Origin of the sequence: Pseudooceanicola endophyticus, from assembly GCF_018760365.1 — a bacterium.
Classification (GTDB): domain Bacteria; phylum Pseudomonadota; class Alphaproteobacteria; order Rhodobacterales; family Rhodobacteraceae; genus Pseudooceanicola; species Pseudooceanicola endophyticus.
Map to the genome: position 1 here is coordinate 220,343 of NZ_JAHIAB010000002.1, position 14,667 is coordinate 235,009.

Consider the following 14,667-nt stretch of genomic DNA (forward strand, 5'->3'; position numbering starts at 1 on the left):
CTTTTCGATCCGTTCGGGGCTCGGTCATGTCTGGAAGAATGGCGGCGCGGGTTCCCATACGCCTTGTCCCGGCTGCTCAGGTGCAGAGCGCCGGGCATGTAATTCGAATGATGATTGCGAAAGGAACTCTGGTCATCATGGGGCGCTTCTACACCCCGTCCGGGCAAGCGTCCAGAGGGTCGCTGTCGCCCGGACGTTGCCCTGTCCGAAAGGTCGGGATGCCTCCGGCGGGGATATTTGAAGCCAGGTGATGGAAGCTTGGACCTATTCCCGAGCGCACCACTTTCTAGCGCCCCGGCTCTCTCATCTGGCCATAAATATCCCCGCCGGAGGCGTCGTGCGATCTGCCGCAGGTGCTCAGCTCTCTTTGGGGCCGAACAGCCCGGTCAGGGCGCGCTGGATGACCTGCCCGACCTTCGGGCGGCGCGAGGGAGAGAAGGGCATCGGGCGGCAGACTTCCATCGCGGCCACGCCGACGCGGGCGGTGAGGGCGCCGTTGACGACCCCTTCGCCAAACCGGCGGGAAAGACGCGCGAGGAGCGTGCCGCCCAGCACCGAATGCACAAGGTCATCGCCCACCGCGACGGCGCCTGTGGCGACAAGGTGGGTCATCACCGCGCGCAGCAGCCGCAGGGAGCCGAGCGTGCCGGAGCGGCCACCGTAGATCTCGGCGATGCGGCGGATCATGCGGATGTTTGCCGAAAGCGCCGCGATCACGTCGGCGAAGGCCAGTGGCACCAGCGCTGTCACCGTGGCAACCTGGCGGGCGGCGGCCTCGGCCTCGGCGCGGGCGGCGCGGTCGAGGGGGGCCAGCAGTTCCGTTTCGCTCAGCATCAGCAGCGAAGTCGCGTCGAGCTGCTCGTCGCGGCGCTCGGCCATCCGGGCCAGGCCCCATTTCAGATCGGCGCGCCCGGCATAGAGCGCGGCCAGCGCCTTTGCATGGGCCCGCGCCTTCGCGAGGTCTTCGGTCGCCAGGGCCTCCTGCGCCATCTCGTGCAGCCGGTCGACGCGGGAAAGGCGCGCGAAGGCCGTCGCCTCCTTTACCACGATGGCCAGCGCCACCAGCACGAAGGCCGCGATCAGGGCGCTGACCAGCCAGCCCAGCCAGGGCGTTGCGGCGATGAGGCCGGTGGCAAAATTCCAGGCTGTTGCCGAGACGACGATGCCCACCAGCGCCAGCAGCAGCGACCAGAACCATTTCGCCAGCCGCGAGCCGCGCCGTGCGGCCAGCACCGCCGCCGTCTGCATCGCCTGGCCCCGGGGCGCTTCGTCCTCGTGATCGGGGATCGGCGGCGCCTGGTCGGGGCTGGCGCCCTGGCCCTCGTCCAGTTCGATCAGCACGGGGGCGGGGGGCTTGCGGGGGGTGTCGCTCATGCGGCTCTCCGTTCGGCGGCGGGGCGCGAGGATTGCCAGACCATCAGCACCTCGGGCAGGGATTCATCATTGCCGCTGCCGTCGCCATAGCCGGCGGTGGCAAAGCCGTGGGCGGCGTAGAAGCGGCGGGCCTCGTGGCTGGCCGCAGGGGTCCAGAGCGCCAGCCAGTCGGCCCGGGTCTGGGCGTCACGCATCAGCACCCGGCCAAGGCCCCGGCGACGCGCCCGGGCATGGACGTAGAGCGCCAGCACCTGTCCGCCCTCGCGGGCGATGAAGGCGCAGGGGCCGGCCTCGTCGCGGATCAGCCTGACGGTGCCGCGCAGCACCAGCCGGCCGAGCAGCGCGAGGTCCTGCGCGCGCGAGCGGGCGCGCGGCATCCAGGGGGTCGTGCGGGTGAAGCTCCAGAGCACGCGCGCCAGGCCCGGGATGTCACGGGGGCGGGCGGGCTCGATCCGGGGCAGGCTCACAGCTTGTCCCCGATCAGGAACTGCGCCGCCTTGTCGAGGCGGATATGCGGCGGCCCCTCGCCGGGCTTCAGGGAAATCACGGCGGGGGCGAAGTTCATCAGCTGGTAGTCACCGTCCAGCCAGCGTTCCCCCGACAGGTGGCCGCGGGTGATCCGGGTGGGATCCTCGGGCAATTCGCCGGGATAGAGCGCGGCCTGGCGGCCATCGGCCAGCCGCCCGCGCACGCAGTCCAGATCAAGCGTGCCGTGGCGGCGGGTCTCTTCGACCGTGGTGCGCAGGGAGGCCAGCGCCATGGCCCTTGTGTCCGCCCCGGCGAAATCGGCGCGCGAGGCCGCCTGGGCCACCAGCGCCTCGAGGATCGCGGTCAGCCGGGGGTGCTGGGCATGGTGCAGGTGATCGGCCTTGGTGGCGGCGAAGAGGATCCGTTCCACCCGCTTGCCCAGCAGCAGCCGCGACAGCCAGGCGTTGCGCCCGGGGCGGAAGGCGGCCAGGATTCCCTCAAGTCCGCGGTTCAGGTCCTCGACCGCCTGCGGCCCGGCATGGATTGCCGAGAGCGCATCGACCAGCACGACCTGCCGGTCGATGCGCGAGAAATGGCGGCTGAAGAAGGGCTTCACCACGCGGGATTTATAGGCGTCGTAACGGCGCTCCATCTCGCGCCAGAGGCCACGGCGCGGCGCATGGGGTTCGGGCAGCAGTGGCACGAAGGTCAACACCGGAGAGCCGTCCAGGTCCCCGGGCATCAGGAACCGGCCCGGCGTCACATCCGAGAGCCCGGCGCCCCGCGCGGCATGGAGATAGGCGGTGTAGCCCCGGGTCAGCGCCTGCACCCCGGGTTCGGCCCAGCTGTCCTGTCCGCGCGCGGCTTCCAGCGCCGCAAGGCTCTCGGCGGCGAAGGGGCGGGTGCGCATCCTTGCCAGCACCGTCTCGGACCACTGGGCATAGGATTTCTCCATCAGGCCGAGGTCCAGCAGCCATTCGCCCGGGTAGTCGATGATATCGAGATGCACCGTGCGCGGCCCCGAGACGCCGCCCAGCAGCCCGGTGGGGCGGACGCGGAAGCTGATCCGCAGCTCAGAGATCGAGCGGGTGCTGTCGGGCCACCAGGGCTGCGGGCCGGTCAGCGCCGCCAGATGCGCCTCGTAATCGAAGCGGGGCAGGGTATCGTCGGGCTGGGGTTGCAGATAGGCCGCGAGGATCCGGCCATCGGCCTGCGCCGTAAGCCCCGGCATCCGCCCCCGGTTCAGCAGGTTCGCCACCAGAGAGGTGATGAAGACGGTCTTGCCCGCCCGTGCCATGCCGGTGACGCCAAGCCGGATCACCGGCTCGAAGAAGGTTTCCGACAGCTGGTCGCCGACGCTTTCGATCTGCCGTGTCAGCCCGTCGGCGAGCGAGGTGAAGTCGAGTGCCAAGTGCGCTCCTGCCCTGTCGGAAATGTTCTGGACCCAAGATAGAGGCCGGGCGCGCGCTTTCCAAGACGAAGGCATTGCGGAAGGCGGCACGCCTGAAGTAGATCGCGCCTCATGCCACGTTATGCCCTTCAGGTCGAATATCACGGAGCCCCCTTTGCCGGATGGCAGAGGCAGGCGGATCAGCCCTCGGTTCAGGGGGCGATCGAAGCTGCGCTTGCGAAGCTGGAAAGGCGCGATCACACCATCGCCGCCGCCGGGCGCACCGATGCCGGGGTGCACGGGCTGGGGCAGGTGGCCCATTGCGACATGGAGCGCGACTGGGACCCGTTCCGCCTGTCGGAGGCGCTGAACCACCACCTGAAGCCCCTGCCGGTGGCCATCGTCAACGCGGCACGCGTCGATGACGACTGGCACGCGCGCTTCTCGGCGCTGGAGCGGCGCTACCTGTTCCGCCTGCTGATGCGGCGTGCGCCGGCGACCCATGATGCCGGGCTGGTCTGGCAGGTGAAGCACCCGCTGGATGCCGGGGCGATGCGCGCCGGCGCCGCCTACCTGATCGGCAACCACGATTTCACCACCTTCCGCAGCTCGATCTGTCAGGCGGCCTCGCCGCAGAAGACCCTGGACGAGATCCGCATCGAAGAGGTCACCGGCACGTCGGGGCCCGAGCTGCGCTTCTTCCTGCGGGCGCGCAGCTTCCTGCACAATCAGGTGCGTTCCATCGTCGGCACGCTGGAGCGCGTGGGCTGCGGCGCCTGGCCGCCCGAGCAGGTGCGCGATGCGCTGGAGGCCCGCGACCGCGCCGCCTGCGGTCCGGTCTGCCCGCCGCAGGGGCTGTACCTGTCGGGTGTGGGCTATCCGGAAGATCCTTTCGCCCCCCGCGCTTGACAGGCGGACGGCACGGGGAAAGCCTGCGGCACCAGCCCGCAGGAGCCCCCGATGTCCGCCGATTTCCCCGTTCTCGACCTGGCCGCCTTTGCCGCCGGTGATCCCGCAACCCGCGCCCGCATCGGCGCCGAGGTGGATCGCACCTGCCGGGAAACCGGCTTTCTGGCCGTCGGCAACCATGGCGTGTCCGAGCAGGTGATCGCCGATCTCTGGGCCTGCCTGACCGCCTTCTTCGACCAGCCGCAGCCCGCCAAGGAGGCGCTGCGCCCCGGGCCCGGCCAGCCCTACGGCTATCTTGGCACCGGCACCGAGGCGCTGGCGAAATCGCGGGGCGAGGACACGCCGCCGGATCTGAAGGAAAGCTTCAACGGCGGCCCGCTGCGCACCCCGGAGGGGGAGGCCGATCCCCAGGCGCTGGCCTTCTGCTATGCCCCGACGCCCTGGCCCGACACCCCCGGCTTCCGCGCCGCCTGGAGCGCTTATTACACCGCGATGGAGGATCTGGCCGCGCGGATCATGCAGGTCATGGCGGTGGCGCTGCACCTGCCAGAGGACCATTTCGCCCCCTTCATCGACGCTCCCGTCTCGGCGTTGCGGGCGCTGAACTACCCGGCGCAGGCGCGCGCCCCCGAGGTGGGCCAGCAGCGCGCCGGGGCGCATACGGATTATGGCTCCCTGACGATCCTGCTGCCCGAGCCGGGCTCGCGCGGGCTGGAGATCCTGACGCCCGAGGGAACATGGCGCGCGGTGCCGCCGGTCGAGGGCGCCTTCGTGATCAATATCGGCGATCTGATGACGCTCTGGACGGGCGGCGCCTGGGTTTCGACCCTGCATCGTGTCGTTGTGCCGCCCGAGGCCGCGACGCGCCGCCGGATGTCGCTGGCCTTCTTCCATCAGCCCAACTGGCACGCCCGGATCACGCCGCTGTCGGGCGGGGAAGCAGCCGCCGTGACCTCCGGGCCCTACCTGATGGCCAAGTTCTCGGCTGCGAACAGTTAGGAAATGTCGTGACGTGGCGTCAGAAAGGCGCCGGAAATCTTCGGGGGCTGCGTTAGTCTATTCAAAGAGGTGACGCCGGGCCCCCCCGGGAAGGAGATTTCATGACGCAGCATCACGACAGCCACGATCACGGACTTGCCCACGACCTGCCCCGGATGCTGGGGCGGCGGCGGCTTCTGGCGGTGCTTGGCGGCCTCGGGTTGGCTTCGGCCTCCGGCACGTTGGCGGCGGCGGCCGAATGCATTGCGCTGCCCTGGGAAACCGCCGGGCCCTATCCGGCGGATGGCAGCAACTCCAACCGCGCGGGCGATGTGGTCAACGTGCTGAAGCAGGAAGGCATCCTGCGCGAGGATCTGCGCGCTTCCTTCGGTGACGACTTCAGCGGCGACGTGGACGGCGTGCTGCTGGATCTGGAACTGACGCTGCTGGATGCCGAGGGCTGCACGCCGCTGGCGGGCTACGCGATCTACGCCTGGCATTGCGACGGAACCGGGGAATATTCGCTCTATGACGTGACCGATGCCAACTGGCTGCGTGGTCTGGCCGTGGCCGATGACGAGGGCAAGGTGAAGTTCACCACCATCGTGCCGGGCTGCTACCCGGGCCGCTGGCCGCATATCCATTTCGAGATCTTCAAGACCGCCGAGAAGGCCGTCAGCGGCGAGGCGTCCGAGCTGACCGCCCAGATCGCCCTTCCGGAATCCGTGGTCGGGCCGATCTACAGCAAGGATGACCGCTACGGCGACAGCCTGACCAACCTGCAGGCCAATTCGATCAGCCAGGACAACGTCTTTGGCGACAACACCGATGCCGAGATCGAGCAGCAGACCCTGGTGATGACCGGCGACAGCACCGAAGGCTATCGCGGCAGCGTGGTGATCCCGGTCGATTTCAAGGCCGACCGCACGGTCTCCATGGCGCCGCCTCCGGGCGGGATGCCCCCGGGGGGCAAGCCGGGTGACATGCCGCCGCCTCCGGGTGGGCAGCCGCCGAAGAAACCCGGCAGCGAGTAAGATGCGAAACGGCCCCGGACATCTCCGGGGCCGTTGTCGTTTCCGCGCGGGCGGAAGGCCCGGGTTATTCGGCGGCGGCGATCATCGGGGCATCGCCCATCACCGCGGCGGCGGCCGCGGTCAGGGCGGTGGCGACCTCGGTGCATTCTTCGGGCGTCAGGCGGGCGGGCAGGCGGCAGTCGCAGGCCCGCATCAGCATGGCGCGGGTCGCCGGAAGCTCGGGCAGGTCCTTGATGAACTGCCAGTTCCAGAAGGCGCGGGCATTGTCGGCGGAAAGGCCGAAGACCTGCACCTTGACGCCACGCGCGGCGGCCTCGGCCTGGAAGGCGCGGGTCTGATCGTCGCTGAGGCCCATCAGGTTGAATTGCAGGCTGTCGGGCGCGCGCTCTTCCGGACCCAGCTTTTCGGGCACCGCGATCCAGGGGCTTTCCGAGATCAGCGCGGCGGTCAGATCGTGGTTGCGCCGCCCGTCGCGGACGCGCCGGGGCACCTCGGGCAGCTGGGCGCGCACGATGGTGGCCGAGAGGTTGTTGAGCCGCAGGTTGTAGAGCGGCAGGCGGTTCTGCCAGCGTTCCAGCGCCTCGACCAGGTCATTGGAATTCTCGCCGTGGCGGGCCTTGTGCTTTTTCCACATGTGCTCGTAGGCGCCGGACATGATGATGGCGCGGGCGACCAGATCGGCATCGTCGGTGATCAGGATCCCGCCCTCGCCGGAGTTGACCAGCTTGTAGCTCTGGAAGGAGAAGCAGCCGATCCGGCCGATGGTGCCGATGTTGCGCCCCGCCCAGGTGGTGCCCAGGGAATGCGCGGCATCTTCGATCACCGGGACCCCGGCGCCGTCGCAGAGCGCCATGATCGCATCCATGTCCGATGTATGGCCGCGCATGTGGCTGATGATCACGGCCTCGACGCCCGGCAGCTTCGCCTCGAAATCAGCCAGGTCGATGCGGTAGTTTTCGCCGACCTCGCAAAGCACCGGCTGGCAGTCCGCATGGACGATGGAGGAGGGGACGGCAGCGAAGGTGAAGCCCGGGATCATGACCCGGGCACCGCGCGGCAGGTCCAGTGCCTTCAGCGACAGGAACAGCGCCGCCGAGCAGGAGGAGACCGCCAGCGCGTAGCGCGTCCCCATCCTCTCGGCGAACTCGGTTTCCAGCAGGGTGACGGGGGCGTTCTCGGGGGCGGTGTAGCGGAACAGGTCGCCGCTTTGCAGCAGGCGCTCGATCTCGGCGCGGGCGGCTTCGGGGACGGGCTCGGCGTCATAGACGTTCGGAGGCAGAGGCATCGTATCTTCGGCTTTCCTGAAACTCTCTTTCGGGAAACCTAAAGGATGGGGCGGGGGGTGCAAAATGAAATCTTGATGACGGGCGGGGGTGGCAACCTGCCGCCCGCGTTGGATTATTGACAGGCGCAATTTTCCGGAGCAACCCTACGTCATGGCAATGGACCCCTGCATCATCTGCGTGGCCATCACTGGCTCGCTGCCCCGCAAGAGTGACAATCCGGCTGTTCCGATCACCGTATCGGAGCAGGTGGAGTCGACCCAGGAAGCTTTCGAGGCCGGCGCCTCCATCGTGCATGCCCACGTGCGCAACGATGACGAGACGACCTCTTCGGATCCGGAGAAGTTCGCGCTGCTGAAGGAAGGGCTGGAAAAGCACTGCCCCGGCATGATCATCCAGTTCTCGACCGGCGGGCGTTCGGGCGCGGGCCAGACCCGGGGCGGCATGTTGCCGCTGAAGCCCGACATGGCCTCGCTCTCGGTCGGGTCGAACAACTTCCCGACCCGCGTCTACGAGAACCCGCCGGATCTGGTGGACTGGCTGGCCTCGGAGATGAAGACCTACGGCGTGCGCCCCGAGATCGAGGCCTTCGATCTGAGCCACATCCACCAGGCCGCGAAGATGTATGCCGATGGCCGCCTGGCCGAGAGCCCCTATGTGCAGTTCGTCATGGGCGTGAAGAACGCCATGCCGGTGGACCGTGATGTCTTCGACTACTACCGCGCGACGATGAAGCGGCTGCTGCCCGACAGCCAGTGGTGCGCCGCCGGCATCGGCCGCGACCAGCTGACGGTCAACGAATGGGTGGTGGAGACCGGTGGCCATGCGCGCTGCGGGCTGGAGGACAATATCCGCCTCGACAAGACCACGCTGGCGCCCTCGAACGCCGCGCTGGTCAAGCGGGTGGTGGATCTGTGCGGAAAGTACGAGCGCCCGGTGGCAAGCTGGCAGGAGGCGCGTGCGCTGCTGAACCTGCGGATGCCGGCGGACGCCTGAGGAAGGACCCGAGGGAGATGTGCGAAGGAGGCCGGACGGGCCCCCTTTTGCTTTTTGGGGGGAAGGGGGGCGCTGCCCCCCGGTGCTGCGCACCTCCCCCCGGGATATTTCCGGCCAGATGAAAGAGCCGGTCAGTGGCCGATGCGGTCGCGCAGCGCGAACCAGGTCATCGCCAGCACCAGGAGCGGCGTGCGCAGGGCCGGGCCGCCGGGGAAGGCGGGGGCGGGCATGCGCGCCATGGTGTCGAAGCCCTCGGCCTGGCCCTTCAGCGCCAGGGCCATGAGCTGGCCGGCGTGGATCGCCGTGCCGACGCCATGGCCCGAATAACCCGAAGCGGTCAGGATGTTGGGGCCGAGGCGGGCGAGATAGGGCGCGCGCTTCATGGTGATGCCCAGCGTGCCGCCCCAGGCGTAGTCGATCCGCACATCCTTCAGATGCGGGAAAATCTGGGTCATCGGCTTGCGGACCTTGGCGGCGATGTCGGCGGGGAAGCGGTAGCCGTAGCTTTCGCCGCCCCCGAATAGCAGCCGCCGGTCCGGGGTCAGGCGGAAGTAGTTCACCACGAATTTGCTGTCGGCCACCGCCACGTCGCGGGTCAGCACCCGGGCGGCATCTTCGCCCAGGGGTTCGGTCACGGCGATGAAATTGTTGATCGGCATGACCCGGCGCGCCGGTTCGCGGTGCAGCCCGGTGAGATAGCCGTTGCCCGCCAGGATCACCGTGCCGGCACGGACCTCTCCGGCTTCGGTCTTCAGGAGCGCGGGCTGGCCGGGGGTGAGGGAGAGGACCTCTGTGCCTTCGAAGAGGCGGGCCCCGGCGGCGGTCGCGGCACGGGCGAGCCCGAGCGCGAGCTTCAGCGGATGCAGATGCGCCGCCCCCATGTCGAGGATGCCGCCGTCATAGGCGGGCGAGGGGCAGAGCGCCTGGGCGGCGGCTTTGTCCAGATGCGCGATCCGGTCGTAGCCGTAGTGGTCCTCCAGGTGATGCGCATAGTGGTGCAGGTGGCGTGCCGTGGCCGGGGAGGTGCCGATCCAGGCAACGCCCGGCTTCAGGTCGCAGTCGATCGCGTGGCGGGTGCAGAGATCCTTCACCAGGGTCTTGGCATCCTCGGCCAGGGTCCAGAGCTTCTGGGCGTCCTCGCGGCCCAGCCAGCCCTCGATCTCGTCCTGGTAGGGGCGCTGGCCCGAGCCGAGCTGCCCGCCATTGCGCCCCGAGGCGCCGAAGCCCACCCGCTGGGCTTCCAGCAGCACCACCGAGAGGCCCGCCTCGGCGCAGTGCAGCGCGGCGGAGAGCCCGGTGAAGCCGCCGCCGACGATGGCGACATCCGCGGTGGTGGCGCCCTCCAGGCGCGGGAAGGGTGCCAGCGCGGGGGCGGTGGCGGCGTACCAGCTTTGCGGATAGGCGCCGCGACGGTCATTGGCATAGAGAAGTTTCATCCGGTCCTCCGGCAAGGCGGCGCAGGGCCGCCCCCGGAAGGGGCGGTCGCGGCGGGGTCTGAGGGGGCGCGGATCAGACGTTGATCAGCAGGTGCTCGCGTTCCCAGGGAGAGATCACGTTCAGGAATTCCTCGTATTCGGTGCGTTTGACCACCGAGTAGACGCGCAGGAATTCCGGGCCCAGCACATCGGCCAGGGCGGTGGCCTCGTCCATCACGTCGAGCGCCTCGCCCAGGGTGCGGGGGAAATCGCCGTCGCCCTCGTAGGCATCGCCCTTGAACTGCTTGGAGGCGCGTTCCTCGTTCATCAGGCCCAGGTAGCCCGCCGCCAGGGAGGCGGCGATCCCGAGGTAGGGGTTGCAGTCCATCCCGGCGACGCGGTTCTCGATCCGGCGCGCCTCGGTCGAGGAGATCGGGATGCGGATGCCGGTGGTGCGGTTGTCGCGGCTCCATTCCAGGTTGATCGGCGCGGCATGGTCCTTCACGTAACGCCGGTAGGAGTTCACGTAAGGCGCCAGCAGCGGGATCACCTCGGGGAGGTGCTTCTGCATGCCGCCGATAAAGTTGTAGAAGGCGTCCGTCTCGCCACCCGCCGGGCCGGTGAAGATGTTCTTGCCGGTCTCGATGTCGAGGATCGAGTGGTGGATGTGCATGGCGCTGCCGGGCTCGTCCGAGATCGGCTTGGCCATGAAGGTGGCAAAGCAGTCGTGGCGCAGCGCGGCCTCGCGGATCATCCGCTTGAAGTAGAAGACCTCGTCCGCCAGCTTGACCGGGTCGCCGTGGCGCAGGTTGATCTCCAGCTGGCCGGCGCCGCCTTCCTGGGTGATGCCGTCGATTTCAAAGCCCTGGGCTTCGGCAAAGTCGTAGATGTCGTCGATGACGGGGCCGAATTCATCGACCGCGGTCATCGAATAGGCCTGGCGCGCGGCGGCGGGGCGGCCCGAGCGGCCCATCATCGGCTCGATCGGCTTGGCCGGGTCGATGTTGCGGGCGACCAGGTAGAATTCCATCTCGGGCGCCACGACCGGCTGCCAGCCCTGCGCTTCATACAGCTTGCAGACCCGTTTCAGCACGTTGCGCGGGCTGTAGGGGATCGGCTTGCCCTTGCGGTCGAAGGCATCGTGGATCACCTGCAGCGTCCAGTCGCCGGTCCAGGGCGCGGCGGTGGCGGTGGTGAAGTCGGGCGTCAGGATCATGTCGGGCTCTGTATAGCCCTCCTCGCCGGCGGCATCGGACCAGTCGCCGGTGATGGTCTGGAAGAAGATCGAGTTCGGCAGGTGGAAGTTCTTCTGCTTGGCGAATTTCGTCGCCGGCACGGCCTTGCCGCGGGCGATCCCCGGCAGATCCGAGATGATGCATTCCACCTCGTCGAGGCGCCGGTTCACGAGGTAGCTTTGCGCGGCCTCGGGCAGCTGGCTGGTCCAGTCGTCGTCACTCATTGGGATTTGCCTTTGAAGAGGGCGGTCATGCGGGCAGCCTCTGCCTGCGCGGTGGTGGGAGTTTCGAGCTTGGCGGTGGCGGCGGCGATCAGCGGATCGGGCACCACGCCTTTCGCCCGCGAGCCCAGCAGGGACGCGATGGCCGCCGAGGTGAATTCGGGATGCGCCTGCACCGTGTAGATCTGGTCGCCATAGGCCAGCGCCGCATTGGCGCAGAACGGCGAGGAGGCGACGACGCGGGCGCCAGGGGGCAGCTCGGTCACCTGATCCTGGTGCCAGGCATTGAGGATGGCGAGCCCGTCCTCGGTCTCGTAGACGTTCGAGCCGACGGACCAGCCGCCGGGGAATTTCTCGACCTTGCCCCCAAGCGCCTGGGCGATGATCTGGTGGCCGAAGCAGACGCCCACCAGGGGCTTGCCGGCATCGCGGATGGCGCGGATGAAGGCCTCGAGCGGGGGGATCCAGGGATGGTCCTCGTAGGCGCCGTGACGCGAGCCGGTCACCAGCCAGCCATCGCAGGCATCGGGGCCCTCGGGGAAGATGCCGTCGACGACCGGGTAGGTCTCGAAGGTGAAGCCGTTGCCGTCCAGAAGCCGTGCGAAGAGGGTCGGGTAATCACCCAGGGTTTCGCGCATGTCCTCCGGCGCGTAGCCGGTCTGCAGGATGCCGATTTTCATGAAACACCGATTGTTTGCGGAGTGAAGGTAGGGGAGCGGGGCGGAGGCGGCAAGGGGGTGCGGCCCGGGATCGGACGGTGGTGGCTTGCGTCGGCCTGCGCTTTCTGAAGGCCTGAGGCCGGACAGGTATCGGGGTCAGTCCCATCGGATGGCGTGCGGCACCGGCCCCGGGCAGAAGGAAGGCATGGTCACGGGCCGCGAGATTTCTGTGGGGCTGGGTGCGGCGGGACGGCCGGCGCTGGCCGAAGCCTCTGCGAGACCGATGACGCCCGACAGGGCGTGGGTGATCATCGACAACGACCTCTCCGGCGATCCGGGCGACCTGTTCCGGACGGCGCTTCACCTGATGTCGCCCTCGGTCGCGATCCCGCTGATCGTCGGGTCGCATCTCCCGAAGGGGGGCGGGGTCGATCCCTCCGGGTACCATGCGGGCAACGCGGCGGGGCGCGTGCAGCCGCTGCTCACGGTCATGGGCTAGGGCGACAAGGCGCCCGCCGTGGCCGAGGTGGAGCTCGGCGCTGGTGGCGATCTGCCGCAAAGCCTGGCGCCCCGGGCCATCATGTCCGAGGCGGTGCGCGACGACGACCGACCGCTCTACTGCTGCGCCGGCGGTGGCCTGATCGGGATCACACTGGCCTGGAAGGCCGCGCCGCGCAGTGCCGAAAGGCTTATGCTGATCCGAACCGGCGGCCCGGTCACGGTTCCGCCCGGCTGCAAGGGGTCCAGCCCCAACATCGACATCCCGGCGGTGCAGATCATCTTCAACGACAGCGATCCGCCGCTTTGGCAGGTGCCACGCGATGCCTGCCGCCAGATGCTTGTCGGCGCCGCCGAACTGCAGGCTGTGGCCCGCCCGGCGGGCGCCTTCCTCTCCGACAGCATCGAGAGGCGCCTGCCGAAGCCGGAGGTCTGCGGGATCACTCTCGGCGAGACCTGCATCCCGGGTGACAGCGCGCTGGTCAGGCCGAGCGAGCGGCAGTCTTCCTTCGATCCTAGCCCACCCTCGGTCGCATTTGTCACCCGCCCCGCGCCCCGGATTTCCGGCGCCGGAGGCAAGGCGCCGGGGCTGGTCGGGCGGGGCATCTTCTGTCCAGGGATCGATCAAAGGCTCACCTTCGCGGATTTCTTCGTCAGGCTGCAGTTGCAGGGCAGGGTTGAGGCGGGCGCGCCACGTCCCTTTCATCTTTCCAAAAATATGTCGGGGGAGTCTCCGAAGGAGACGGGGGCAGAGCCCCCTGCCGCTGCGAGGGGGGCGCTGCCCCCCGGTGCTGCGCACCTCCCCCCGGGATATTTCCGGCCAGATGAGAGAGCGTTCAGACCGTTTCCAGGTAGACGAGCCAGTGTTCTTCCGGGGGAAGCTCGGCCAGGCGGCGGATTTCCTGGCGCTTGGTCATGGTGAAGTTGCGGATCAGCTCGGGCGGGAAGATGCGGGCCATCAGCGGGTCGCGCTCGAAGCGGTCGATGGCGGCCTGCCAGCCGGGCATCAGGCCGGGCAGGTCCTGATCGTAGGCATTGCCGGTGATCGGCTCGGGCGGTTCGAGCCCGTCCTCGATCCCGGCCAGTGCCGAGCCCAGGATGGCCGAGAGCGCGAGATAGGGGTTGATGTCGCCACAGGCGACGCGGTGCTCGATCCGGCGGGCTTTCGCGGGCCCCGAGGGGATGCGGATCGAGGCGGTGCGGTTCTCGTAGGCCCAGCAGTTGCCGGTCGGGGCATGGGCGCCGGGGGTGAAGCGGGCATAGCTGTTGCCATGGGGCGCCCAGATCAGCGTGCCGCCTGCAAGGCCGGCGAGGCAGCCGGCGACCGCGTTCCTGAGCAGCGGCGTGCCTTTCGGGCCGCCATCGTCGAAGATGTTGTTGCCGTTCTCGTCCAGCACCGAAAAGTGCACGTGCATGCCGTTGCCGGCATCATTGGCGAAGGGTTTCGCCATGAAGGTCGCGGCCATGTCATGGCGCCGCGCCATGCCGCGCACCAGCGCCTTGAAGAGCCAGGCGTCATCGGCGGCGGCCATGGCGTCGCGGTGGGCCAGGTTGATCTCGAACTGGCCGAGGCCCGCCTCGGAGGAGGCGCTGTCGGCGGGAATGTCCATGGCGTCGCAGGCGTCGTAGAGCGCGGTCAGGAAGCTGTCGAAGGCATCGAGCTGGCGGATCGAGAGGATCGCATTGCCGAAGACCGGCCGCCCCGAGATCGGGTTCTGCGGCGCGGCCAGCTGGTGACCGGTGTCATCGACCAGGTAGAATTCCATCTCGACCGCCGCCTGCACCGTCCAGCCGCGTTCTGCGTAGCGGTCCAGCACCCGGCGCAGTGCGTGGCGCGGATCGCCGGCGAAAGGGGTGCCGTCGTCGCGGAACATCCACATCGGCACCAGCGCCGAGGGGCTGTCGAGCCAGGGCATCGGCACGGGGCCATGTTCGGTGGGTTTCAGGATACCGTCCTCGTCGCCGGATTCGAAGACCAGCGGGCTGTCCTCGATATCGGCGCCCCAGATGTCGACATTGAGCACCGAGAGCGGCATCCGGGTGCCTTCCGCGTGAAGCTTGTCGTAGGTGGCGAGCGGAATACGCTTGCCGCGCATCTGGCCGTTGAGATCGCTGGCGGCCACGCGGAAGGTCCGGAACTGGTCGGTTTGCATTGGGTCCTCTTGTGGGTCCTCAGGTTTGCCGGGCGTCTCCGGCAAAATATGATC

General features: G+C 68.6%; 14 protein-coding genes. 6 read left to right on the top strand and 8 right to left on the bottom strand.

Features of this window, described 5'->3' with window-relative positions; translation table 11 throughout:
• Positions 1–357: 357 nt before the first annotated feature.
• The 3 genes from KM176_RS04595 to KM176_RS04605 are packed head-to-tail and all read right to left on the bottom strand — an operon-like array spanning position 358 to position 3,253.
• A complete protein-coding gene (locus KM176_RS04595; protein WP_160895429.1) occupies positions 358–1,374 on the bottom strand; it encodes a YcjF family protein in 1,017 nt (338 codons plus the stop codon).
• The gene (locus tag KM176_RS04600) at positions 1,371–1,841 is read right to left on the bottom strand and encodes a GNAT family N-acetyltransferase (protein WP_160895430.1); all 471 of its coding nucleotides are present in this window, start codon (positions 1,839–1,841) and stop codon (positions 1,371–1,373) included. Before KM176_RS04600 ends, KM176_RS04595 begins: the two co-directional genes overlap by 4 nt.
• A complete protein-coding gene (locus KM176_RS04605) occupies positions 1,838–3,253 on the bottom strand; it encodes a YcjX family GTP-binding protein (RefSeq protein ID WP_236045170.1) in 1,416 nt (471 codons plus the stop codon). Before KM176_RS04605 ends, KM176_RS04600 begins: the two co-directional genes overlap by 4 nt.
• Before the next feature lie 111 nt (positions 3,254–3,364).
• Between KM176_RS04605 and truA the strand changes: the two genes are divergently transcribed.
• The 3 genes from truA to KM176_RS04620 all read left to right on the top strand — a co-directional run bounded on the left by truA (position 3,365) and on the right by KM176_RS04620 (position 6,153).
• Positions 3,365–4,141: a tRNA pseudouridine(38-40) synthase TruA gene (truA, locus tag KM176_RS04610; RefSeq protein WP_160895432.1), complete on the top strand. Its 777-nt coding sequence runs from the start codon at positions 3,365–3,367 to the stop codon at positions 4,139–4,141.
• Between the two features lie 51 nt (positions 4,142–4,192).
• The gene (locus tag KM176_RS04615) at positions 4,193–5,140 is read left to right on the top strand and encodes an isopenicillin N synthase family dioxygenase (RefSeq protein WP_160895433.1); all 948 of its coding nucleotides are present in this window, start codon (positions 4,193–4,195) and stop codon (positions 5,138–5,140) included.
• Between the two features lie 101 nt (positions 5,141–5,241).
• On the top strand, positions 5,242–6,153 hold the full coding sequence (locus tag KM176_RS04620) for a dioxygenase family protein (protein WP_160895434.1): 912 nt from the start codon (positions 5,242–5,244) through the stop codon (positions 6,151–6,153).
• A gap of 64 nt (positions 6,154–6,217) precedes the next feature.
• Here KM176_RS04620 and KM176_RS04625 read toward each other — a convergent pair whose 3' ends face one another.
• Positions 6,218–7,438 (bottom strand): DegT/DnrJ/EryC1/StrS family aminotransferase, encoded by a 1,221-nt coding sequence (locus KM176_RS04625; RefSeq protein ID WP_160895435.1) that lies wholly within the window; start codon positions 7,436–7,438, stop codon positions 6,218–6,220.
• Positions 7,439–7,589: 151 nt separating this feature from the next.
• On the opposite strand from KM176_RS04625, the gene KM176_RS04630 reads away from it, so the two are divergent.
• Positions 7,590–8,432, top strand: coding sequence for a BKACE family enzyme (locus KM176_RS04630; RefSeq protein ID WP_160895436.1), 843 nt, complete (start codon positions 7,590–7,592; stop codon positions 8,430–8,432).
• Positions 8,433–8,563: 131 nt separating this feature from the next.
• On the opposite strand, the gene KM176_RS04635 is transcribed toward KM176_RS04630, so the two are convergent.
• From KM176_RS04635 to KM176_RS04645, 3 genes are all read right to left on the bottom strand, one after another.
• Positions 8,564–9,868 carry an NAD(P)/FAD-dependent oxidoreductase gene (locus KM176_RS04635; protein ID WP_160895437.1) on the bottom strand — a complete coding sequence of 435 codons (1,305 nt, stop codon included), beginning with the start codon at positions 9,866–9,868 and terminating at the stop codon, positions 8,564–8,566.
• A gap of 73 nt (positions 9,869–9,941) precedes the next feature.
• Positions 9,942–11,306: a glutamine synthetase family protein gene (locus KM176_RS04640; protein ID WP_160895438.1), complete on the bottom strand. Its 1,365-nt coding sequence runs from the start codon at positions 11,304–11,306 to the stop codon at positions 9,942–9,944.
• A complete protein-coding gene (locus tag KM176_RS04645) occupies positions 11,303–11,983 on the bottom strand; it encodes a type 1 glutamine amidotransferase (RefSeq protein ID WP_160895439.1) in 681 nt (226 codons plus the stop codon). Before KM176_RS04645 ends, KM176_RS04640 begins: the two co-directional genes overlap by 4 nt.
• Positions 11,984–12,245: 262 nt before the next feature.
• On the opposite strand from KM176_RS04645, the gene KM176_RS04650 reads away from it, so the two are divergent.
• Entirely contained in the window at positions 12,246–12,461 is a 216-nt protein-coding gene (locus tag KM176_RS04650; RefSeq protein ID WP_160895440.1) for a hypothetical protein, read from the top strand.
• A gap of 18 nt (positions 12,462–12,479) precedes the next feature.
• Positions 12,480–13,382 (top strand): hypothetical protein, encoded by a 903-nt coding sequence (locus tag KM176_RS04655; protein WP_215558762.1) that lies wholly within the window; start codon positions 12,480–12,482, stop codon positions 13,380–13,382.
• On the opposite strand, the gene KM176_RS04660 is transcribed toward KM176_RS04655, so the two are convergent.
• Positions 13,297–14,613 (bottom strand): glutamine synthetase family protein, encoded by a 1,317-nt coding sequence (locus tag KM176_RS04660; protein ID WP_160891069.1) that lies wholly within the window; start codon positions 14,611–14,613, stop codon positions 13,297–13,299. The two genes, KM176_RS04655 and KM176_RS04660, sit on opposite strands and share 86 nt — an antisense overlap.
• Positions 14,614–14,667 lie beyond the last annotated feature (54 nt).